Origin of the sequence: Streptococcus sp. 5346, from assembly GCF_013277455.1 — a bacterium.
Classification (GTDB): Bacteria; Bacillota; Bacilli; order Lactobacillales; family Streptococcaceae; genus Streptococcus.
In genome coordinates, this window is the sequence record NZ_VMMY01000001.1 from 91,365 (window position 1) to 112,434 (window position 21,070).

At 39.5% G+C, this 21,070-nt stretch carries 22 protein-coding genes and 1 riboswitch; of the genes, 5 read left to right on the forward strand and 17 right to left on the reverse strand.

The genetic code is table 11. The features are described from left to right. Window positions 1–10 precede the first annotated feature (10 nt). The 3 genes from upp to HT732_RS00470 all read right to left on the reverse strand — a co-directional run bounded on the left by upp (window position 11) and on the right by HT732_RS00470 (window position 1,772). Window positions 11–640: a uracil phosphoribosyltransferase gene (gene upp, locus HT732_RS00460; protein ID WP_000515974.1), complete on the reverse strand. Its 630-nt coding sequence runs from the start codon at window positions 638–640 to the stop codon at window positions 11–13. Window positions 641–728: 88 nt separating this feature from the next. Continuing rightward, window positions 729–1,196: a cytidine/deoxycytidylate deaminase family protein gene (locus HT732_RS00465; RefSeq protein ID WP_000136979.1), complete on the reverse strand. Its 468-nt coding sequence runs from the start codon at window positions 1,194–1,196 to the stop codon at window positions 729–731. 18 nt (window positions 1,197–1,214) lie between these two features. Beyond that, entirely contained in the window at window positions 1,215–1,772 is a 558-nt protein-coding gene (locus HT732_RS00470) for a TetR/AcrR family transcriptional regulator (RefSeq protein WP_173253608.1), read from the reverse strand. A gap of 124 nt (window positions 1,773–1,896) precedes the next feature. On the opposite strand from HT732_RS00470, the gene HT732_RS00475 reads away from it, so the two are divergent. From HT732_RS00475 to HT732_RS00485, 3 genes are read left to right on the forward strand one after another with little or no spacing between them, the layout of a single operon-like run. Further along, a complete protein-coding gene (locus tag HT732_RS00475; protein ID WP_173253609.1) occupies window positions 1,897–2,742 on the forward strand; it encodes a DegV family protein in 846 nt (281 codons plus the stop codon). A gap of 57 nt (window positions 2,743–2,799) precedes the next feature. After that, on the forward strand, window positions 2,800–3,972 hold the full coding sequence (locus HT732_RS00480; RefSeq protein WP_173253610.1) for an NAD(P)/FAD-dependent oxidoreductase: 1,173 nt from the start codon (window positions 2,800–2,802) through the stop codon (window positions 3,970–3,972). Window positions 3,973–4,020: 48 nt separating this feature from the next. Then, window positions 4,021–4,542 (forward strand): DUF1697 domain-containing protein, encoded by a 522-nt coding sequence (locus HT732_RS00485; RefSeq protein ID WP_000400053.1) that lies wholly within the window; start codon window positions 4,021–4,023, stop codon window positions 4,540–4,542. A 41-nt stretch (window positions 4,543–4,583) separates the two neighbouring features. On the opposite strand, the gene HT732_RS00490 is transcribed toward HT732_RS00485, so the two are convergent. Then, a complete protein-coding gene (locus HT732_RS00490; protein ID WP_173253611.1) occupies window positions 4,584–5,324 on the reverse strand; it encodes a MerR family transcriptional regulator in 741 nt (246 codons plus the stop codon). A gap of 385 nt (window positions 5,325–5,709) precedes the next feature. Here HT732_RS00490 and HT732_RS10140 point away from each other — a divergent pair, with 385 nt between their 5' ends. Further along, on the forward strand, window positions 5,710–7,050 hold the full coding sequence (locus HT732_RS10140) for a sodium-dependent transporter (RefSeq protein ID WP_188113838.1): 1,341 nt from the start codon (window positions 5,710–5,712) through the stop codon (window positions 7,048–7,050). A gap of 39 nt (window positions 7,051–7,089) precedes the next feature. On the opposite strand, the gene manA is transcribed toward HT732_RS10140, so the two are convergent. From manA to HT732_RS00545, 10 genes are all read right to left on the reverse strand, one after another. Next, window positions 7,090–8,034 carry a mannose-6-phosphate isomerase, class I gene (gene manA / locus HT732_RS00500; RefSeq protein WP_173253612.1) on the reverse strand — a complete coding sequence of 315 codons (945 nt, stop codon included), beginning with the start codon at window positions 8,032–8,034 and terminating at the stop codon, window positions 7,090–7,092. Between the two features lie 257 nt (window positions 8,035–8,291). Beyond that, window positions 8,292–8,552: a SemiSWEET family transporter gene (locus HT732_RS00505; protein WP_001291476.1), complete on the reverse strand. Its 261-nt coding sequence runs from the start codon at window positions 8,550–8,552 to the stop codon at window positions 8,292–8,294. Between the two features lie 526 nt (window positions 8,553–9,078). Continuing rightward, on the reverse strand, window positions 9,079–9,270 hold the full coding sequence (locus HT732_RS00510; RefSeq protein WP_000850052.1) for a hypothetical protein: 192 nt from the start codon (window positions 9,268–9,270) through the stop codon (window positions 9,079–9,081). Next, window positions 9,267–9,902: a putative bacteriocin export ABC transporter gene (locus HT732_RS00515; protein ID WP_084926646.1), complete on the reverse strand. Its 636-nt coding sequence runs from the start codon at window positions 9,900–9,902 to the stop codon at window positions 9,267–9,269. Before HT732_RS00515 ends, HT732_RS00510 begins: the two co-directional genes overlap by 4 nt. 1 nt (window position 9,903) lies before the next feature. Then, window positions 9,904–11,901, reverse strand: coding sequence for a DUF1430 domain-containing protein (locus tag HT732_RS00520; protein WP_173253613.1), 1,998 nt, complete (start codon window positions 11,899–11,901; stop codon window positions 9,904–9,906). A gap of 323 nt (window positions 11,902–12,224) precedes the next feature. Next, complete coding sequence (locus HT732_RS00525) at window positions 12,225–12,572, reverse strand: VOC family protein (RefSeq protein ID WP_173253614.1); 348 nt, start codon at window positions 12,570–12,572, stop codon at window positions 12,225–12,227. A gap of 58 nt (window positions 12,573–12,630) precedes the next feature. After that, window positions 12,631–14,406: a pyruvate oxidase gene (spxB, locus tag HT732_RS00530; protein WP_173253615.1), complete on the reverse strand. Its 1,776-nt coding sequence runs from the start codon at window positions 14,404–14,406 to the stop codon at window positions 12,631–12,633. Window positions 14,407–14,767: 361 nt separating this feature from the next. Then, window positions 14,768–17,011 (reverse strand): heavy metal translocating P-type ATPase, encoded by a 2,244-nt coding sequence (locus HT732_RS00535; protein WP_173253616.1) that lies wholly within the window; start codon window positions 17,009–17,011, stop codon window positions 14,768–14,770. 9 nt (window positions 17,012–17,020) lie between these two features. Continuing rightward, a complete protein-coding gene (locus HT732_RS00540) occupies window positions 17,021–17,392 on the reverse strand; it encodes a cupredoxin domain-containing protein (protein WP_000935054.1) in 372 nt (123 codons plus the stop codon). Between the two features lie 10 nt (window positions 17,393–17,402). Continuing rightward, window positions 17,403–17,798, reverse strand: coding sequence for a CopY/TcrY family copper transport repressor (locus tag HT732_RS00545; RefSeq protein ID WP_173253680.1), 396 nt, complete (start codon window positions 17,796–17,798; stop codon window positions 17,403–17,405). A 183-nt stretch (window positions 17,799–17,981) separates the two neighbouring features. Continuing rightward, window positions 17,982–18,079, forward strand: a riboswitch (TPP riboswitch). An 83-nt stretch (window positions 18,080–18,162) separates the two neighbouring features. Here HT732_RS00545 and thiD point away from each other — a divergent pair. Further along, entirely contained in the window at window positions 18,163–18,954 is a 792-nt protein-coding gene (gene thiD / locus HT732_RS00550; RefSeq protein WP_173253617.1) for a bifunctional hydroxymethylpyrimidine kinase/phosphomethylpyrimidine kinase, read from the forward strand. A 159-nt stretch (window positions 18,955–19,113) separates the two neighbouring features. Here thiD and thiE read toward each other — a convergent pair whose 3' ends face one another. Genes thiE through thiW form a run of 3 tightly spaced genes read right to left on the reverse strand, consistent with a single transcriptional unit; the run spans window position 19,114 to window position 21,066 of the window. Further along, window positions 19,114–19,746: a thiamine phosphate synthase gene (thiE, locus tag HT732_RS00555; RefSeq protein ID WP_173253618.1), complete on the reverse strand. Its 633-nt coding sequence runs from the start codon at window positions 19,744–19,746 to the stop codon at window positions 19,114–19,116. After that, window positions 19,739–20,542 (reverse strand): hydroxyethylthiazole kinase, encoded by an 804-nt coding sequence (locus HT732_RS00560; protein ID WP_173253619.1) that lies wholly within the window; start codon window positions 20,540–20,542, stop codon window positions 19,739–19,741. The genes thiE and HT732_RS00560 overlap by 8 nt, the downstream gene beginning before the upstream one ends. Beyond that, window positions 20,542–21,066 (reverse strand): energy coupling factor transporter S component ThiW, encoded by a 525-nt coding sequence (gene thiW / locus HT732_RS00565; RefSeq protein WP_125409352.1) that lies wholly within the window; start codon window positions 21,064–21,066, stop codon window positions 20,542–20,544. The genes HT732_RS00560 and thiW overlap by 1 nt, the downstream gene beginning before the upstream one ends. Window positions 21,067–21,070: the final 4 nt, after the last annotated feature.

Sequence of the window (21,070 nt, forward strand, 5' to 3'; positions counted from 1 at the left end):
CTTTTCGATCTTATTTCGTACCGAACAAGCGGTCTCCAGCATCACCAAGACCTGGAACGATATAACCGTGTTCGTTCAAGCGTTCATCCAAGGCTGCTGTAAAGATTTCTACATCTGGATGAGCTTCTTGAAGGGCTTTTACACCTTCTGGAGCAGATACAAGGCAGACAAATTTGATATTTGATGCGCCACGTTTTTTAAGAGAATCAACAGCCAAGATTGCTGAGCCACCTGTTGCCAACATTGGGTCTACGACAAAAATTTGACGTTGGTCAATATCTTCAGGCAATTTCACCAAGTACTCAACTGGTTGAAGTGTTTCTTCATCACGGTACATACCGATATGGCCAACTTTAGCAGCTGGAACCAAGCTCAAGAGACCATCAACCATCCCGATACCTGCACGCAAGATTGGAACGATGGCCAATTTCTTACCTGCCAATTGTTTTTGAACTGTTTTTGTAATTGGTGTTTCGATTTCCACATCTTCTAGTGGAAGATCACGAAGTACTTCATACCCCATCAACATGGCAATCTCATCTACTAGCTCACGAAAAGCTTTTGTAGAAGTATCTGTACGACGCAAGATTGACAATTTGTGTTGAATCAGCGGGTGATTAATAACTTCAATTTTTCCCATTTTTGGAATTCCTTCTTTCAATTTATTCTTCTTATTATACCAAAAAATGGTTTAAAAATCTTTCTAAACCATTTATTTTTGATAATTTTTACATTAGATCAGCCTCTTTAAGAGCTGCCTGTACTGTCTCAAGTGGTAGATGGGTCAATTCTGTTCCCTTTTCTTGATAAAGGTATTGGGCGTAGTCGTCCATTCGGTACTGGTTAATATAAACCACGCGCTTACAGCCGACCTGAAGCAATTGTTTTGTACAGTTCAGACAAGGAAAATGGGTTACATAGGCCGTAAAACCTCTAGGAACACCACGTTCTGCACCTTGGAGAATGGCATTGACCTCAGCGTGAAGGGTGCGAACACAGTGGCCTTCGATGACCAGACATTCGTGATCAATACAATGCTCGGTCCCTGACACCGAACCATTATAACCAGTGGAAATCACCTTATTATCCTTAACCAGAATTGCACCCACTTTGGCACGTTTACAAGTGGAACGATTGGCAATTAGTAGGGCTTGGGCTGCAAAATACTCATCCCATGCTAGTCTTTTTTCAGTCATATCTCTTCTCCTTTTTCTCTATTTTTTAAAAAATGGTAACCGTAAATCCGCTATCTTTTCAGCAGGTACCTTCATGCCATCCTTGATCCATTTTAGAAGGACAGAGACGATGGCCGAGCTCCAGAAGGAATGAAGATAAGAGCTGACACCTTTTGATTTCCCATGGTATTTTTCTAAAAATTCCTGCATGGCTTGGACAAAGATTTTTTCCAGATGATAATCTAAGGCCAGTTGAATCACTCTGGCTTCCTTTCTGGCCTCCCGGAAAAGATGAACCCAGACCAGATAAAGGTCTGTCTTTAAATCATAATGATGCAACTGTTCCATAATATTGTGGATAGTTCGTTTAAAGACGCTTTCTAAAATCTCCTCTTTGGAATCATAATTGCGGTAAAAGGCTGCACGCGAAACGCCTGCACGTTTGACCAATTCAGAAATACTAATCTTAGTCAAGTCCTTTTTTTCCAAGAGTTGTAAGAGGGCTGTTTCAATGGCTTCTCTGGTTAATAAATTGGATTCTTGGTTTGATTTCCTGAGATTTTCAAGAGACTTTTCAGAGATTATACGTTCAGACATAACATTTTCTTTCTACTTGTCACAACAGACGGATGAGGCTTTTGTTTCAAGGGTTTTCATGATATAATTGTAAAAAAAGACAGAACCTTTGTCAATGTATAACTGACAAAGATGGAGAATTTCTATGACTTGGAAGATTATTGCTGACTCTGGTTGTGATTATCGTCAGCTGGAGACACCAGCTATTGACACGACCTTTGTAAGTGTTCCCTTAACCATTCAAGTAGCTGATCAGGTCTTTGTTGATGATGCCAGTCTTGATATTGACCAAATGATGGAAACCATGTATGCAACCGCAGAAGCTTCAAAATCAGCTTGTCCAAGCCCAGATGATTATTTGCGAGCATTTGAAGGAGCCAAAAACATTTTCCTAGTAACCATCACTGGTACTCTTTCTGGCAGTCACAATAGTGCTCAACTAGCCAAGAATATTTATCTGGAAGACCATCCTGACACTAAGATTCATGTAATTGATAGTTTGTCTGCTGGTGGTGAGGTTGACTTGCTCGTAGAAAAATTGAATGACTTGATTGACCAGGGCTTATCTTTTGAAGAAGTGGTTGAAGCTATCACTGCCTATCAAGAAAAAACCAAGTTGCTCTTTGTTCTAGCCAAAGTCGATAACTTGGTGAAGAACGGCCGTTTGAGCAAGCTTATCGGTACGGTCGTTGGCCTTCTAAATATCCGTATGGTCGGGGAAGCTAGTGAAACTGGAACCCTTGAATTGCTACAAAAAGCAAGAGGAGCAAAGAAATCGATTCAAGCAGCATATGAAGAGTTAGTGAAAGCAGGTTATGCTGGCGGTCGTATTGTCATGGCTCAACGCAATAACGAGAAATGTTGCCAACAGCTTTCAGAGCGAATCCGTGAAAATTTCCCACAGGCGGATATTAAAATTCTCCCAACATCTGGTCTCTGCAGTTTTTATGCGGAAGATGGCGGTTTACTGATGGGATATGAAATTGATTAATTGCATTCTTGACAAGAGGTGACTTCATCTCTTGTTTTTTTGTGGTACAATAGAGCTATGAAACATTTTGATACTATCGTCATCGGTGGAGGTCCTGCTGGCATGATGGCTACGATTTCTAGTAGCTTTTATGGACAGAAAACTCTCCTCATCGAAAAAAATCGGAAACTTGGAAAAAAATTAGCTGGGACTGGTGGGGGACGTTGCAACGTCACCAACAATGGTAGCTTGGACGACTTACTAGCTGGAATCCCTGGAAATGGACGCTTTCTCTACAGCGTCTTCTCCCAATTTGATAATCATGATATCATTAACTTTTTTACGGAAAATGGGGTCAAACTCAAGGTCGAAGACCACGGACGCGTCTTTCCTGCTAGTGATAAGTCTCGGACCATTATTGAGGCCTTGGAAAAGAAAATCACTGAGCTAGGTGGTCAAGTTACTACTCAAACCGAGATTGTTTCGGTTAAAAAGGTAGATGACCAATTTGTCCTGAAGTCAGCTAACCAAGTCTTCACTTGTGATAAACTCATTGTCACAACTGGTGGAAAATCCTATCCTTCCACTGGTTCTACTGGTTTTGGTCATGAGATTGCCCGCCATTTCAAACATACCATTACCGAACTTGAAGCCGCTGAAAGTCCTTTGTTGACAGATTTTCCACACAAGGCCTTGCAGGGGATTTCGCTGGACGATGTGACCCTAAGTTATAGCAAGCATGTCATCACCCATGATTTGCTCTTTACCCACTTTGGTTTGTCAGGCCCTGCTGCTCTGCGTATGTCTAGCTTTGTCAAGGGTGGGGAGATTCTCTCACTGGATGTTTTGCCTCAACTTTCTGAGATGGACTTAGCTGCATTCCTAGAAGAAAATCGGGAAAAATCTCTAAAAAATGCCTTAAAAGCCTTGTTACCAGAACGCTTGGCTGAATTTTTTGTGCAAGGCTATCCTGAAAAAGTCAAACAGTTGACTGAAAAGGAACGTGAAAAACTTGTCCAGTCTATCAAGGCTCTCAAAATCCCTGTGACTGGCAAAATGTCCCTTGCCAAGTCCTTTGTCACCAAAGGTGGCGTCAGTCTTAAGGAAATCAACCCTAAAACTCTGGAAAGTAAGCTGGTACCTGGACTCCACTTTGCTGGCGAGGTACTGGATATCAATGCCCACACGGGTGGGTTTAACATCACTTCTGCCCTCTGTACTGGCTGGGTGGCGGGATCAAACCCAATCTAAATCTGAATTATTTAATGGCTAAATCAGCCCCAAAAGAAAGGAAGTCCTTTGGAACATATTATCTTGTTAAGGGGAGTTACTCCTAATGGAAAAAATGCTATCCCTAAAATGTCTTATCTAGTAGATATCTTAACAGAAGCCGGTTTTCAACAAGTTCGAACCTATATTCAAAGTGGAAATATTATTCTTGAAAGTAACTTAGCTCTCGAAGAAATACGAGAACAGGTTCATACTCTAATAAAGGAAAAGATTGGAGCCAATCTCAAAATAATCATTAAGAATAAGGATGATTTTGAAAACATTGTCCAAGAAAATCCGTTTGGAGAACACTATCTTTATGACCGTATACACGTGATTTTTTATCAAGAATCTATTCAAAGTCTCCCTTTAGAAAAATTGAAAATTGATTACGGTGAAGAAGAAATTTGTATCGGTAACCATTGTCTTTACCTCTATCTCCCTAGAACTGCAAAACAAAAGAAACTCCATACCAACTATCTTGAAAAGCTTTTTAATGTAGATTTGACCATGCGAAAACTAAATGTAGTAGAAAAATTATTAAGCAAGTAGTGCTTGAATTTAGTAAAAATCGGAAGATCACTCCTCCGATTTTATTTTGTCTGAGTTTGGACATAGTGGGCAATCACATCTGATGTGTACTGGGCTGTTCCAGTACCAAATTTGTCAATGTTTTCCTTAAATTCTGGGTTGTAGACGTAGCCTTTACCGATATGACCGAATACCTCAATAGAGCAGTCAAATCCATAAGTACGGATGGCTTGCAAGAGTTTAGCAGCTTCTTCTTGGTTTTCTGTTGCTGTTACAGGTATACCAGCTTGAAGATTTTGTGACAAGGCTCGAAAAACTTGGTTGAAGGCAGCCGTAGCCTCGTCTTCGTGACCTTTCTGGCGCTCCAGCGCTTGGTCCATGACTTCTTGTCCATATTTCTCTACCGCCTCTTGGTGGTATTTTTGATGGTCTTGGTAGTTAAATCCAGCAAATTTCTCTTGAATGCTCATTTCTCTTTCTCCTTTTTGTTCTTGAATGGTTTTTTGCAAGGTTGAAATCAAGGTATCCAGATGTTCCCTTTCTCGAGTCAAATAGTCCAACTGCCTGGTCAAATGAGGCAACAAATCTTCTCTTTCTTCCTTTAATAGCTCTGCTATTTTTTCTAAAGAAAAACCTAGATATTTGTAATAAAGAATAACCTGAAGGCGTTCCAAATCTTCTTTACTGTAGATTCGATAACCGTTTTCTGACTTTAAAGGAACTAAGAGTCCTATCTTGTCGTAGTGGTGCAGGGTCTTGACGGAGACACCTGAAAGCTGCGCAGCTTCTTTTATATGGTACATGATTTCCTCCTTATACTCAATGAAAATCAAATAGCAAACTAGAAAGCTATCCGCGGGTTGCTCAAAGCACTGCTTTGAGGTTGTAGATAAGACTGACGAAGTCAGTCACATATATAATCCAAGGCGACGCTGACGTGGTTTGAAGAGATTTTCGAAGAGTATTACATTGATAGTATAACCCCTCCCCTTAGGTCAGAGTCAAGTGTTTTTACGAAATTTTTTACTTTATCATAACATGAAAATGGTTTTCTTGACAGACCTTAGAAAACATGATAGGATAGTCAAGTCTATCAATCAAAAGAAACGCTCATTTTGAGTACTGATGAGGCTATTTGCCAAGGACAGTAACTTTTTCTTTTGTAACACTAACTTTAGGAGTTTAACTATGTCTGAAAAATCGCAATGGGGTTCTAAACTGGGCTTTATCCTAGCATCTGCTGGTTCAGCAATCGGACTTGGAGCTGTTTGGAAATTTCCCTATATGACTGCTGCTAACGGTGGAGGAGGCTTTTTACTGGTCTTTCTCATTTCCACTATTCTAATCGGTTTCCCCCTATTGCTGGCTGAATTTGCTCTCGGCCGAAGTGCTGGTGTCTCAGCTATCAAAACCTTTGGAAAACTGGGCAAGAATAGCAAGTACAACTTTATCGGTTGGATTGGTGCCTTTGCCCTTTTTATCCTTTTATCTTTCTACAGTGTTATTGGGGGCTGGATTTTAGTCTATCTAGGCATTGAGTTTGGAAAATTGTTCCAACTTAGCGGAACGGGTGACTATGCTCAGCTCTTTACCGATATTATTTCCAATCCAGCCATTGCCTTAGGAGCTCAAGCTGCCTTTATCCTGTTGAATATCTTTATTGTATCACGTGGGGTTCAAAAAGGGATTGAAAGAGCTTCGAAAGTCATGATGCCTCTGCTCTTTATCATCTTTGTCGTCATCATCGGTCGTTCTCTCAGTTTGCCAAATGCCATGGAAGGGGTTCTTTACTTCCTAAAACCAGACTTCTCTAAGCTGACAAGTGCTGGTCTCCTCTATGCTCTGGGACAATCTTTCTTTGCCCTCTCACTAGGGGTTACAGCTATGTTGACCTATGCTTCTTACTTGGACAAGAAAACCAATCTGGTCCAATCAGGAATCTCCATCGTAGCCATGAATATCTCGGTATCCATCATGGCAGGCCTAGCCATTTTCCCTGCTATGTCAGCCTTCAACATCCAATCTAAAGGTGGACCAAGTCTCCTCTTTATCGTCTTGCCTCAACTCTTTGACAAGATGCCTTTTGGAACCATTTTCTACATCCTCTTCCTCTTGCTCTTCCTCTTTGCGACAGTCACTTCTTCTGTCGTTATGCTGGAAATCAATGTGGGCAATATCACCAATCAGGACAACAGCAAGCGTGCTAAGTGGAGTGTGATTTTAGGAATTTTGACCTTTGTCTTTGGAATTCCTTCAGCCCTATCTTACGGTGTCATGGCGGATGTTCACATTTTTGGTAAAACCTTCTTTGACGCTATGGACTTCTTGGTTTCCAATCTCCTCATGCCATTTGGAGCCCTCTGCCTTTCACTTTTTACAGGCTATATCTTTAAAAAGGCTCTTGCAATGGAGGAACTTCATCTCGATGAAAGAGCATGGAAACAGGGACTGTTCCAAGTCTGGCTCTTCCTTCTTCGCTTTATTATTCCAATCATCATCATCGTGGTTTTCATCGCCCAATTTATGTAATCAAAAGGACTTGAGTAGTGAACTCAGTCCCTTTCTTTTTTATGGATGACTAACAATGACTTCCAAATCTTGTCCTTCTAGGGTCCAAGCTTCAACATCACTTGGTAGGATAAAGTGGCTACCTTTTTGAATTGGATAGTTTTTTCCGTCAACAGTCAGTTGACCTTGACCAGCTAAGACACTGAATAAGCTGTAGTCAGCTGTCTTTTCGAAGTCAACTTTTCCAGTAATTTCCCACTTGTAGACTGCGAAGAAATCATTAGAGACAAGTAAAGTTGAGCGTAAATCATCAGCTTTGACAGTCACAGGACGGCTATTTGCTGGCTCACCAATGTTCAAGACATCAATGGATTTTTCAAGATGAAGCTCACGCAAGTTGCCCTTGTCGTCCTTGCGGTCAAAGTCATAGACGCGATAGGTGGTATCGCTAGACTGCTGGGTTTCAAGGATTAAGATACCCGCCCCGATAGCATGCATGGTGCCACTTGGCACATAGAAGAAATCTCCAGCTTTAACTGGTACTTTGGTCAACAGACCATCCCAGTCTTTCGCTTCGATTTGCTGGCGGAGTTCTTCTTTTGACTTGGCATTGTGACCGTAGATAATCTCTGAACCTTCATCCGCAGCGATGATGTACCAGCATTCTGTTTTCCCGAGTTCGCCCTCATGCTCGAGTCCGTAAGCATCGTCTGGGTGAACTTGGACGCTAAGCCAGTCGTTGGCATCGAGGATTTTGGTCAAAAGTGGAAATACAGGCTCAGGACGATTACCAAACAATTCACGGTGCTCTGCATACAAAGTAGCTAGATCTGTTCCCTCAAAACGACCATTGGCCACCTTTGAAACGCCATTTGGATGAGCTGATATGGCCCAGTATTCCCCTATTTTTTCACTTGGGATGTCGTAGCCAAACTCATCACATAGCTTGGTACCACCCCAAATTTTTTCTTGCATAACTGATTGTAAAAATAATGGTTCTGACATGTCGATCTCCTGTCTGATTTTTCTCCCCTCATTATAGCAAAAAAAGAGTTCCATTTGAACTCTTTTTAACATCTTATAAAGTAGGGAGAAGATTTTATAAAAATAGTAACGATATACTTTTTTCTTTGATAGAGACGAACATAAAAGACTCTCGTAAAGCTAGCTGTAACTGGACTTGTTCCTCAACTCTCATTCAAAAATTACTTTAGTGAAGCATCTATTTTCATAAAATAAAAAGACTGAAAGCAGTCTTCTTTTTAAATCAAAGCTGTGATAGCCGTTACTAAACCAAAAACGATACCTGGTGCATTAGCAGCTGCAAGTGGAATATCTCTTTCCTTTTTGAAAAGACCATAGTAAACCCAGAGACTACAGTTGATAGCTGCGACTAGGGGTTGAATGAAGTTGCCTTTTTGACCGGCAAGATTATTCATGATTTGTGGGAAGTAAGACACATACATCATAACAGACATGAAAGTCGCTACCCACCCCAACACTTTCATTTGTTTTTCAGACATTTTCAAAACCTCTTTTATTCTTTTATACTTTCTATTTTATAATTTAATACAAAAATAAGCAAGACTTTAAGACTTTTATTATAAAAATGTAAACTATCACAATCTTGTGATAAGAAAAAGACCGGATTGCTCCGATCTGTTTGATCCATAAAATGTAAAAATGAATAGCTCTTGTCAATCAATGGATAGATTGATTGATAGTTTGATTGATTATCAGCAAGCCGTAGTTAATTATGTTAGCAATATCTTCAAGACCGTGCAAAATAAAATTTCCTACAATCAAACCTATAATAATTGAACAGATAATCATGGTCACACAGATTAGATAAACATCCTTTTTTTGCATCTCTTTCCTCCTAACGAATTAAGAAAATCCACTTACTACAGCTGTTTAAAAAATATTTCTCCTTTCCATATCAGTCTTATTTTCTGCTCTTATATTTTTATTATAAGGTTTCAGGAAAGCGTTATCAACTATTTATATGCAATTTCTTTATATTAAAAAGACCGGATTTCTCCGATCTGTTCAGTCTTTTTCTTCACGCACATAATTCCAAATCGCTATAGCTAAAGATAACAAACTTAGTAAGCAAATCATCTGTATAATTAACTTTGTAGGTTGACGTAGTAAACCAAATTGAGTCAGTATTACAAAGAGAGAAGAACCAAAAATCATTACTTGGAAAAAAATTGTTGTCAAACTAAATTTTGTTTTCATATCTTTTCCTTTCTAATTTCTACAACCTGATCCATTCGTTCATATACACTACTATCATGAGTTGCAATAATAATCGTACGTTTTTCATTCCGTAATCCAAGAATAAGGTCAATAATTTCAAGACTATTCCTACTATCAAGAGAGGCTGTTGGTTCATCTGCTAAGATTATTGGGGAATCCTTTAACATTATTTTAGCAATTGCGACACGCTGCGCTTCACCACCTGAAAGAGTAAAAATCTTACGTTTTAAATCTAATTGTAAATGAACATGCTCCAAGGCTTCTTTCATAAGAACTTCTTGTTCTTTTTTGCTTTCTTTTCTACCGATAAATGCAAGTTCTAAATTATCTTTAATACTCTTATTTTCAATTAAACCATAATTTTGAAATAAGTAGCTTACATAATCCTTAAAATAGATTTTTTCCTTAATTTGTTTTAAGTCCTTACCATCAACTTCTACTGAACCGCTTTGGACAGTTTCTAACTTACCTATAATATTTAAAAGAGTTGTTTTGCCTGCTCCAGACTCACCTATCAAAGCATAGGTCTGACCTTCATGAAATTGATAATTAAAGTCTTTAAAAATAACATAATCATCAAATTGTTTACAAATATCTTTCAATTCAATCATACTAACCTCCTTTTAGATATAAAATATTAGCCTTTTTATCTTGTCTCAGTTGAAGAAGAAAAATTCCTGTAAATAATAGCAATGAGAGCAAAGGAATAGAAATTACAAACAAATTGAAGCCTAATATTACTGACAATAAAGTACAAAAAATATAGCTACTAGATAAAATTGAAAAATAAACATGATGAATTTCAAAAAGTGACTTCCCTGCTAATCTCTCAATGAAATAAGTTTTGCGCCCTTGATAGAGGTAAAGAGTGTTCAGTAATACCATCAATAAAATGGAACTTACAAAACTAATAATCATCGCAAAAAATAATATAAATCTATCTGTCTCTACTTTTTGAATTCTATTTTCAAATGAATACATGCCATTTGAAAAACTACCAATACTAGCTGTTAACTTATATTTAGAAATCAATTCTTTCACTACCTCGGGTTTATCAAAAATATAATGTGCCAAAGAGAATTGGCGAATTGTTCTATTTTCATAAGCAGAACCAAACACAGTAATAATTGGTTCATGAACAAAAGCATTTTGATTCACTAAGTAATTAACCGAAGTGAAGATAGGGTAAACAAATAGATTTTCACCGCCTTGATAAGTGGCTATCTCAATTTTCTCATTAGGATCTTTCTTTTTTACAGGAGCATCGTCTGGAGCAAAGCCTTTTTGTTCATATCGCAACCAAGCCTTATGTAATTCTGAAAAGTTTGATTCTTGATTCTTTGGTATTAACACGAGACGATCAAAATCTCCCATCTGTTCAAAGAATGCTTGAGCTTCCATACTCAACTGAATTCCACTTTTTTCAACAAAACGTCGATTCACACGAATTTCATTTGATACCATATCTGGGGTAGGATAATAAGAATTAGCTGAAGAACTCTTTTGAAAAGCAATTTTATCTAGATTTGTATCTATATAAAGGAGATTTGTTTTTTGACTAAGTTCTGAATAAAAAGCTACTTCTGCTTCTCTATCTTTATTTGACTCCCCAGTATATAATTCATTAGTAGCAAAATAATTAGAATGCTTACTCCATTCATCTCGTCCTACTTGTAATGTTGACAATTGTTGATTTAAGTTAACAACACCATAAACGCTATACATCACGATTAAAAGAGATAGTAACTGCGTCAAAATAACCAAAATGAACACAAGATGCAAAGGTGCCTTACCTTTTATGGATAGATTAAGAGCTTGCTTTTGTAAAATATGGTAAAAAATATTTGATAAAAAGAAATTTAAAAAAAGTAAAAGAAATAACCAAGAAAGCAAAGGATAAAATACTAGACTTAAGGACAAAATGTTTACAGTTCTAGTAGAGAATAAGAATAAAACTGTCGCTAAATAAACTATACTTGCTATCAATATTAAGAAAATACTATCTTTGCTAATATTTCTTAAAGCAATTTGATATTTCCCTCTACCTGACAATCGTTCTATACTTACAGAACGCAGTTTGGCTATGTAGTCAGCTAGTGTCAGAGTCCCAAAAGCAATTATCAAAACTAATGTAAAAGTAATCGATTGAGGATAAGTCAAAAATACCTTTAACAAAGTCAAACCAGAACTTGATTGTTCAACAATTGCTTGATGTCCTTTTTGGTTTAAAGTTTGTGCTAGTTCCTGTGCACTTAAGTTTCCTCTTACAATCAAATATAAGGTGTCATCAGATGCATTTTGGATTAGGTTTTGATCTTGTTGTAATGGTAAATCTACAGGTAGTTCACCTCCAATTGGTATATAGGTATTTTCTGTCTTTCCCCTAACATTATCCTTTACAGAAACAATTCTCCGAGCTAAAACACTCCGTTTATCTTTTGCAATCTCTTCTAAATCCTTCTTAATGGTAGTAGTAGATTTCTCTACAGAAATCATCTTACTGTATCCACCCAACATTTCACTTTTATATTGGCTAATAAAGAAAAGGCTAACAAAAGCAATTAAAACAAAGGAAAAAGTTGCAAGGCTTCGTTTTAGTATGTTATACATAGACTACTCCTTTCTACAATATTTAAAAAGGTTGCTCTCTATCTATTCATGGAGATATTTCAATCCCAAGTTCCAGTGAAATAATAAAATCCACTTACTACAGCTGTTTAATCATATTTCTCCTTTCCATATCAATCTTATTTTCTGCTTTTATATTTTTATTATACGACTTCAAGAAAACGCTGTCAACTATTTATATGCAATTTCTTTATATATGCAATTTCTTTATATAAAAAGACCGGATTGCTCCGATCTTTCAATAGTTCATATTCTCACATTCTGTTTTAAAAATAGCTAAGGTTAACGTCAAATGACTACGCGACCTATTTCATACGATAAAAATCAATCACTAGACCAGCAGGGCCTTTAACTAATAAGGACTCTGTTCCCCAATCCGTTTCACAAATACCGTGTAAAATCTCGACACCAAGCTCTTTTAAACGTTGGTAATTCTGATTTAGATCCTCAACCTCGATATGAAGAATGATTCCTGACTGAAAATCTTCCAAAGGAATCAAATGATTTTGGGACAACATCAGACAGTGACTGCCAATCGTAAACTGAGCAAAGCTGTCATCAACATAATCGGACTTTTTATCCAAAATACGCTCCAAGTCAGCACAGACTTGGGGAACATCGGAAACGATAATATCTAATTGATTTAAATTCATTTACTATCCTCCATAAAAAGACCGGATTGCTCCGATCTTTTTAAGTTCCACGAAGGAATTATTTAATTGCGCGTGATTGCAATCCTTCTTCTTCCAAGAAGAGGCGGAATGGTACGAGTTCTTCTGCTTCGTATTTTTCCTTGAAAGCTTTGATTGCTTCTTCTGAGTGAAGTTTTGGATCCAATTCAAGCACTTCTACTGGAAGTGGACGGTGTGGAGTGATGCGAGCATCGATAACAACAGTTTTACCTTCTTTGCTCAATTTAACAGCTTCTGCAACAACTGCATCGATGTCTTCGATACGGTCAACTGTAAATCCAACAGCTCCTTGAGCTTCAGCGATTTTCGCATAGTCAGCATTAGGGAAGTCACAACCAAACAAGTGTTTGTTTGTGTCTTCGTATTTGTCCTTGATGAAGGCATATTTACCATTTGAGAAGACAACGTTGATAACTGGAAGGTCGTATTGAACGTTTGTGATAACGTCTGGGTAGCACATGTTGAATGCACCGTCACCCATGATGTTCCATACTTGGCGATCTGGATTGTCTTTCTTAGCAGCGATACCACCAGGAAGGGCAATACCCATTGTCGCAAAGAGTGGAGATGTACGCCACATGTTCTTAGGTGTCATGTGAAGGTGACGAGTAGATGTTTGAGTAGTGTCACCTACGTCGATTGAGTAGATAGCGTCTTGATCAGCATGTTTGTTGATTGCATTGTAAACTTGATACAATTGCAATTCACCCTCAGTTTTACCTTCGATTTTGTTCATGTAATCACGCCAGTTTTGGTTATTCTTCACGTTTGCACGCCACCATGGAGTAGATTCAACTGGGTTCACTTTGTCAAGGATAGCTTTAGCTGCTTGACCTGCGTCACCAAGGATTGAAGCGTCAAGGGCGTGACGTTTACCAAGTTTGTAAGGGTCAATATCAACTTGGATGAATTTTTCAGTGTTCTTGAATGCTTCGTAAACTTCAGCAAATGGGAAGTTTGAACCAAGGAAAAGAACTGTGTCTGCTTCAAAGACCACTTCGTTAGCTGGTTTCCAACCAACACGGTAAGCAGAACCTGTCAAACCTTCATAGTTCCATTCGAAGGCTTCAAAGTTTTTACCAGTTGTGATGATTGGTGCTTTGATTTTACGTGACAATTCAGTAATCACTTCACCAGCTTTAACACCACCGTAACCAGCATAGATAACTGGACGTTCAGCATTGTTCAAGATTTCAACAGCTTTGTCGATTTCAACTTCGTTCAAAGCAGGAGCGATGAATGAGCGTTCGTATGAACCTGATCCATAGTATGAGTTTTCGTCGATTTCTTGGAAACCAAAGTTTACTGGGATTTCAACAACAGCTGGACCTTTTTTAGAAACTGCAGCACGGCAAGCTTCGTCGATTACTTTTGGCAATTGCTCAGCGTAAGCTACACGTTTGTTGTATACAGCGATGCCGTTGTACATTGGGTTTTGGTTCAATTCTTGGAAAGCATCCATGTTCAATTCGTTAACTGGACGTGATCCAAGGATCGCTAGGAATGGAGTGTTATCCATAGCTGCATCGTAAACACCGTTAATCAAGTGAGTCGCACCTGGACCACCTGAACCAACTGCAACCCCGATTGAGCCACCGAATTTAGCTTGCATAACCGCTGCAAGAGCACCTGTTTCTTCGTGGCGAACTTGCAAGAAGCGGATATCTTTTTCTTCAGCCAAAGCGTCCATCAATGAGCTGAGTGTTCCTGATGGGATACCGTAGATTGTATCTACGCCCCATGTTTTCAATACGTTAAGCATTGCTGCAGATGCAGTAATTTTCCCTTGAGTCATAGTGATAACTCTCCTTCAAATATTTTTAAATCTACTAAAAAAGGTTTCATATAGTTTTTGAAAACGTTTCAGTAAATTTTTACATTACTAATTTACCACATTTAGTTCGACTTTACTAAGAATCTGCTCAGAAGCTTCTATTCTCTATTACAGTACAGTTTGAAAACGTTTTTAGTTTCTGTTTTATAATACTCAATGAAAATCAAAGAACAAATTAGAAAGCTAGCCGCAGGTTGCTCAAAGCACAGCTTTGAGGTTGTGGATAGAACTGACGGAGTCAGTTACATATATCTACGGCAAGGCGACGTTGACGTGGTTTGAAGAGATTTTCGAAGAGTATAAAAAGCGAGCAAGCTCGCTTTTAATCTATTTTACTAAAGTTTAGCAGAAGGGAACTGGTCAGAACGGATACAGAACTAAAGGCCATGGCTAGACCTGCCAATTCTGGATTGAGCGCCAGTCCAACACCAGAAAAGACTCCTGCTGCAATCGGAATTCCTACGACATTGTAGATAAAGGCCCAGAAAAGATTGAGCAGAATACGATTAAAGGTTTTCTTACTCATATCAAAGGCTCGCACCACGCCTAGGAGATTATTGGTTGTCAACACCAAATCTGCTGACTCGATGGCGATATCTGTTCCAGCTCCCATGGCAATCCCCACATCAGCTACACTGAGGGCAGGAGCATCATTGATACCGTCCCCAACAAAGGCTACTTTGCCAGCCGCTTGTAGTTTATGGATTTCGTTGGCTTTTTCTTCTGGCAAGACACCTGCAATGACCTCTTCGATTCCGATTTGATCTGCAATAGCACGCGCCACACCTGCATTGTCTCCTGTCAGCATGACTGTTTTAAGACCTCGTTTTTTCAACTGACTGATGGCAAGCTTAGCATTTTCCTTAGGAATATCTTGCAAAGCAAGCAAGCCTTTGATTTCATTGTCAACAGCCAAGAACACAACTGTCTTAGCTTCTTTTTCCAGTTCTTCTAGTTTATCTTGATAAGTGCTAGAAATGTTCATGCCATCCAGCATTTTAGCATTTCCAAGCAGAACTTGTTTTCCATTGATTTGCCCTGAGACACCTTTTCCGTGCAAGGCTTGGAAATTTTCAACAGTTTGAAACTCAAGTCCAGTTTCAGTCGCTCGCTTAACGATAGCCTCAGCCAGTGGGTGTTGAGAAGCTTCTTCCAAGGAAGCTGCCAATCCAAGCACTTCTGCTTCGTTGCCGATGACATCTGTTACCACAGGTTTCCCTTCCGTCAAAGTTCCTGTCTTATCAAAAACAATAGTTTGGACTTTCTGGATTTCCTGTAGAACCGTTCCATTTTTGAGGAGAACTCCCATCTTGGCACTGCGTCCTGTCCCCACCATAAGGGCTGTTGGTGTTGCAAGTCCCAAGGCACAAGGGCAGGCAATAATCAGAACTGCTACTCCATAGAGAAGCGAAGACACAAAGCTAGCTCCAAGCACGACTACACTATCCCTGAGCAAGACGAACCAAACCCAAAAGGTCACAATCCCTAAAATGACAACTGCTGGGACAAAAATCCCTGAAATCTTATCCGTCAAGTCCTGAATCGGCGCACGACTTGTCTGAGCTTTCTTCACAAAATCCACAATCTGAGCCAAAACAGTCTCTGAACCAACTTTTTCTGCTCTAAAAACAAGTGTTCCACTATTATTGATGGTTGAACCAATGACGGTATCTCCAACTGTCTTGTCCACAGGCAGACTCTCACCTGTCACCATAGACTCATCAATACTAGAGATACCTTCTACTACGACACCATCAACCGCAATCTTTTCACCGGGACGCACTCGAATCAGGTCACCTACCTTGACTTGCTCCAAAGGGACTTGAACATAGTTATCCTCACGCAAGACTTCTGCAGTTTTAGCCTGCAAGTCAAGTAATTTCTCCACAGCTTGGGAAGTATTTTTCCGCATTTTCTCCTCAAAAACGGCTCCCATAAGAACGAAGAAGAAGATAAATGCAGCACTTTCAAAGTAAACGGGGAGACCAGCGAAGAGGGCAACTAAGCTATAGAAATAGGCCACTAGGGTTCCCAGAGCAACCAAGGTATCCATGTTGGCATTGTGCTTTTTAAAACTAGCCCAAGCACTTTGGATATAAGGACCACCTGCTACTAGCATAATCGGTGTTGTGGCTAAAAAGGTTCCCCAACGCATGACTTGGTGACTAATTCCTCCTGTCGACATCCCAATCATGAGAATCACAAGAGGCACAGTAAAGATACTGGTAATCCAAAAACGCTGTAAAAGTGATAGAGATTTTCGAGTCTTCTCAACGACTGTATAGCTTCCTTTTTGCATCTTCATGCCACAAGAAAATTCATGTTGACCTAATTCTTGAGGTGTAAAACGAATGACTTTCTCCTCATCTACGCCGATTGGTTCCAAGATGCCTTCTTCTTCAAACAGAATTTCCTTGTAACAGTTTGAAGGAGTTGCTCGATGAAAGGTAATCTCAGCTGGAATCCCTTTTTGAAGCTGGATATGGGCTGGATGGTAGCCTTTGTCTGCCGTGATACGGATTTTTTGAACACCATTTTCAAGATTTGCTTTTACAATTTCAGTCATATCATTCTCCTATTCTACAATCATCTTGCCGTGCATCATATTCATGCCACAAGAGAAACCATACTCTCCAGCCTGCTCAGGCGTGATTTCCACTATATACTCTTCCCCCATAGGCAGGTCCGCATGTACACCAAAATCTGGAAAAACAATTTGATCCAGACATGGTGAAGGATCCTTGCGGTCAAAGACAATGCGAGCTGGCACTGATTTCTTAAGGATAATCAACTCAGGCGTATATCCCCCCATGACTTCCACTCGAATCTCTTGGTATCCCTTTTTTTGCTGGGCCTTTTGTCCAGATTTTTCAGGCTTTTTGAAAAACCAGAACAAGATAAAGGCGATAAGGGCAATACAAATAATGGTTACAATACTATTTAACATGACGTCTCCTTTACATACAATTACATTTTACTTTTGTTACAGCGCTTGATTTCTTCTCAGAAATCACAGCTTCCAAGTCTTCCAAGTCAGCCTGAGTAAAATCACATTCAGTAATCAAATCAGCCAACAAGTTCTTAATCCTACGAGAACAAACCTTGTCCTTGATATCTTGGACAAGTAAATCCCGACTTTGGTCCAAAGATAAAAGGGCTGAATAGACAAAGAACTTGCCTTCTTTTTTCCTTGTCAGACACTCTTTCTCAACCAAACGAGCCAAAAGAGTTTGAATGGTTGACTTTGACCAGTCGAACCGCTCCGCCAGAACCCTGATCAAATCCGTACTGGTCTGCTCTCCTTGCATCCAAATAATCTTCATGACCTGCCATTCTGCATCTGAAATCTGCATCATCACACCTCCTAAATCTACATTTGTCGATTACAATTATCAGTATACCTTTAAAATCTACATTTGTCAACTATAATTTTTATTATTTTTTCGAAAAATAGAATTCTAATTATGTAACGAGAGATTTGCAGTCAATTTTTACTATATAAACTATAAAAATATGCTATACTAAAGAAAAAAGAAAACAACCACTAGGGGTGCGTAAAGCTGAGATTAACGACTGTTAGACCCTTTGACTCAATCTAGGTAATGCTAGCTGATGGAAGTGGAAATGGTAATGGAGACTAGCAGTCTTCTATTACCTTTCTAAAACAGACCAGCTTGTTCTTAAGAATACAAACTTCAGTTGGTTGGGAGGTTTTAGATGACTTATTTACCCGTTGCTTTGACCATTGCAGGGACTGACCCTAGTGGTGGTGCTGGCATTATGGCTGATTTAAAGTCGTTCCAAGCTAGAGATGTCTATGGAATGGCCGTTGTGACCAGTCTTGTCGCTCAAAATACCAGAGGTGTTCAATTAATCGAGCACGTTTCTCCTCAAATGTTAAAAGCCCAATTGGAGAGTGTCTTTTCGGATATCAAGCCTCAGGCTGTTAAAACTGGGATGTTGGCAACTACTGACATCATGGAAATCATCCAGCCCTATCTTAAAAAACTGGATTGTCCCTATGTCCTTGATCCTGTTATGGTTGCTACAAGTGGAGATGCCTTGATCGACTCAAGTGCTAGAGACTATCTCAAAACAAACTTACTACCTCTAGCAACTATTATTACGCCAAATCTTCCTGAGGCAGAAGAGATTGTTGGTTTTTCAATCCATGACCCCGAAGACATGCAGCGTGCTGGTCGCCTGATTTTAAAAGAATTTGGTCCTCAGTCTGTGGTAATCAAAGGTGGGCATCTCGAAGGCGGTGCCAAGGATTTCCTCTTTACCAAGGATGACCAATTTGTCTGGGAAAGTCCACGAATTCAAACCTGTCATACACATGGTACTGGATGTACCTTTGCTGCAGTGATTACTGCTGAACTAGCCAAGGGAAAAAGCCTTTATCAGGCAGTTGATAAGGCCAAGGCCTTTATCACGAAAGCCATCCAAGACGCCCCTCAACTCGGTCATGGTTCTGGCCCAGTCAACCATACAAGCTTTAAAGATTAAAAAAACTCTCTAGTTCCCACTTTAAGGGAATTAGAGAGTTTTTATAGTCTTCGAAAATCTCTTCAAACCATGTCAGCTTTATCTGCAACTTCAAAGCTGTGCTTTGAGCAACCTGCAACTAGCTTCCTAGTTTGCTCTTTGATTTTCATTGAGTATTAATTAGAAAATAATGTCATCCAACTTTGTTAAAAAAGCTTGTGTTTTTGCCTCTATATCTTCTGCCTGCATCAAATCACGCACTACAGCTACACCAGCTATACCCGTGCCGATAAGTTGGTCAATATTCTCTGATGTCAAGCCGCCAATGGCAACTACTGGAATAGCGACCCTTTGGCAAATTGTTTTCAAGGTTGAAATCAGGGTGATAGGTGCATTTTCCTTGGTCGTAGTCGGGAAAATGGCTCCTGTCCCCAAGTAATCTGCTCCCCCTTCTTCTGCCTCTAGGGCTCTTTTTACTGTTTTAGCTGTGACACCGAGGATTTTTTCAGGGCCCAAGACTTGTCGGGCAACCGAAACTGGTAGTTCATCGTCTCCGATATGCAGACCAGCAGCATCAACCGCAAGACAAACATCCAAACGATCATCGATTATCAAGGGTACCTGATAGGCATCTGTTATTTCCTTGACTTGTTTTGCCAGTTGATAATATTGATTGGTTGTAATATTTTTTTCTCGCAATTGGACTATGGTAACCCCTGAACGGCAAGCCGTCTCAATCTTTTCAAGAAAACTTTCCAAGGAATCTTGGTAGCGATTGGTTACTAGATACAGTCTAAGCGCCTCTCTATTCATAAACATCTCCTTTGATAGCATCTAGCCAGTTTTCATCTCTTTTTAGGAGAGAGAGTTGATTGAGAACTTGGTATCGAAAATCTTCCAATCCCATTCCTTGAACAACGATTCTCTCAGCGGAGATATTAAGATAAGAGACCGCTAAGCAAGAAGCTTCAAAGCCAGTCTTTCCTTGGCTGAGAAAAACAGCTGTTAAAGCTCCAACCAAGTCTCCTGTCCCTGTTATCCAGTCTAATTCTATACAGCCATTTCCCAATACAGCAACCTGATTCTTTGAAACGATGAGGTCCTTGGGGCCAGTGACTAAGAATGACATACCTGGATAGGTCTGACAACAGTCTTTCAAGACTTGAAGTAAATCCTCAGTTTCTTGATCTTTAGCACTCGCATCGACCCCAACGCCGTGGTGCTTTAAGCCAACAAGACTTCGAATTTCCGACATGTTTCCTTTAAGGACCGTAGGTCTATAGTCTAAAAGGTCTTTAACTAAGCTCTTACGAATGGATGAAGCTGTTACGCCAACCGCATCTACTACCATTGGAAGAGAAACTTGAACTGCATAAGAAGCTGCTATACGGATTGCTTTTTCCTTCTCAGCTGACAAATGCCCCAAATTGATGAAGAGTGCCTGGCTTTGCTTAGTAAAATCAAGAACCTCACGGGAATCATCTGCCATAACTGGTTTACATCCCAGAGCCAAAATCCCATTTGCCAGCATCTCACAAGAAATCTCATTGGTAATGCAGTGAATGAGGGAAGTTGTTCCCAGAGGAAAAGGATTTATAAATGCCTGCATCAGTCTATCCTTTCATCAAAGAAATATCCCTGCACTTTTTTAAAGAATTCCTGCTTGATTAAAAATCGAAAGGCAATAAAGGAAATCGCTGTACCAATCAAGGTTGCTCCGAAAAATCGAGGAGTGTAGATAAACCAGCTGAGCTTGGCCGCAGATCCCGTAAAGAGAACCATGACAGGATAGGAAACAATAGAACCAATAATACCTGTTCCCAAAATTTCTCCCAAGGCAGAAAAGTAAAATTTTCGACCGTACTTATAAAAGAGACCTGCCAGAAGGGCTCCAAAAGTCGCTCCTGTAAGAGCTAAAGGCGGAATCCCTTGAGTCGTCATACGGATAAAAGCTGTCACTGTAGCCATAACCAAAGCATAAACAGGTCCCATCATGATTCCTGCTAGAATATTGACTACACTGGACATCGGTGCCATTCCCTCAATCCGAAAGATAGGCGTAAGGACTACATCAAGGGCAATCATCATGGATAAAATGGTTAATTTGTGAACTTGTAATTGGTGCTTTCTCATATTT